This window comes from Trueperella sp. LYQ141, assembly GCF_046599555.1.
Lineage (GTDB): Bacteria > Actinomycetota > Actinomycetes > Actinomycetales > Actinomycetaceae > Trueperella.
Window position 1 is genome coordinate 1 of the sequence record NZ_JBKIWQ010000017.1, and the last position, 1,345, is coordinate 1,345.

At 51.5% G+C, this 1,345-nt stretch carries 1 protein-coding gene; it reads right to left on the bottom strand.

The window, feature by feature from the left end; translation table 11 throughout:
- Positions 1-31: 31 nt before the first annotated feature.
- The gene (locus ACLHIJ_RS08840) at positions 32-1,147 is read right to left on the bottom strand and encodes an IS1249 family transposase (RefSeq protein ID WP_411297610.1); all 1,116 of its coding nucleotides are present in this window, start codon (positions 1,145-1,147) and stop codon (positions 32-34) included.
- Positions 1,148-1,345: the final 198 nt, after the last annotated feature.

Consider the following 1,345-nt stretch of genomic DNA (forward strand, 5'->3'; position numbering starts at 1 on the left):
GGGTTATAGGACAAAATGTGTTGCTTGTGGGTTAGTCCCAGGTGTTGTGGTATGGGGTGGTGTGGTGGAGTTCGTTCCAGCAGATTGCGTCGCCCCAGGTGGGTATGGTGGTGTTGGCTTGTTGGTGTTGCGCGGCTTGTTGCCAGGCATTTTCTATGTCTTTGTCGGTGGGCATGATTTTCAGTATTTGGCTGGCTGGTAGCGGGTTTTCGGTATGCATGTAGCACCACCAGAAGATAGCTTTAATCCTGCGTGTCAGGTTCATGCCTCGGTGATTGCGCAATACTTGGCGTAGTGGCGCGTTTGTTGCGCCTTCGATACGGTTATTGGTTGCTGGCATAGGCTCTTGCCAGCAGGGGTCAACGAAAGTGAAAAGCAGGTCACGGCGTATGAGCTGGTTAAGACTGTTACGGGCTCTAACAAGCCTTTGATGGGTATAGACCCATCCGCCATTAGGAGTTGGGGTTTTCTCGTCTAAGAATTCTTCCCAATCCGTATGCCACTGGTTGTATTCGCATAGCCACTCACGTGCTTCCTCACTCGTTTTCACTCGTAGTAGCTTTAAGCCCAGGCGGTAGAGTTGCTGGGAGGCTGGGAGTTTCGGGCGCGTGGTTGTTGCGCGTTTTATCATGGCGAAGACGTGAAACGTGCAGCGTTGAACCTTGGTAGTAGGCCATACTTGTCTACGGGCTTTTTCAAACCCTCCCGCCCCGTCACTAATAACCAGGTCTGGGGCTGGGATCCGTTCTAGCAAAGCCGCCCAGGCTCTGGAGTTTTCCCGCCTAGCGACATACCATCCCAACACGTGAGTGCGACTTTGAGCGATCAACACGACAGCCTTACGACCCAGGTGAATACCATCAACAAACACCACCTCATGAACCTCATCCACCACTGGCGCGAAGGGCCAAAGCTTCCATAACGGAGCACACCTACGCCGAAAAGATCTGCCCTGACCTGGCATATCTACCTGTCTTTTATTACTCAAAAGCCAGCCAAGAAACTCACATAGATGCTTCGCTGTGGCGTCAATATGGTGAACCCGGGTCATACCACACGACCGACACCACCAACGCTGCGAACCCGCTGAAGTCTTACCATGCCTACTCATCACACGCCCGCACCCCGGGCACTTAACACTCGTCATTCATAACAGAGTGCCAAACCCCTAAAACACACCAACTACAACACCCAGTTTCCCCCGCAATAACGCCAAAAAATCCCGACAAAAGCAACACAATTTGTCCGACCAATTAGTTGACTACAACCAACTAAAACCCCCACTTTCGCGCATCAACACAACGAAAAACCCGAAAAATAGCAACACATTTTGTCCTATAACCCG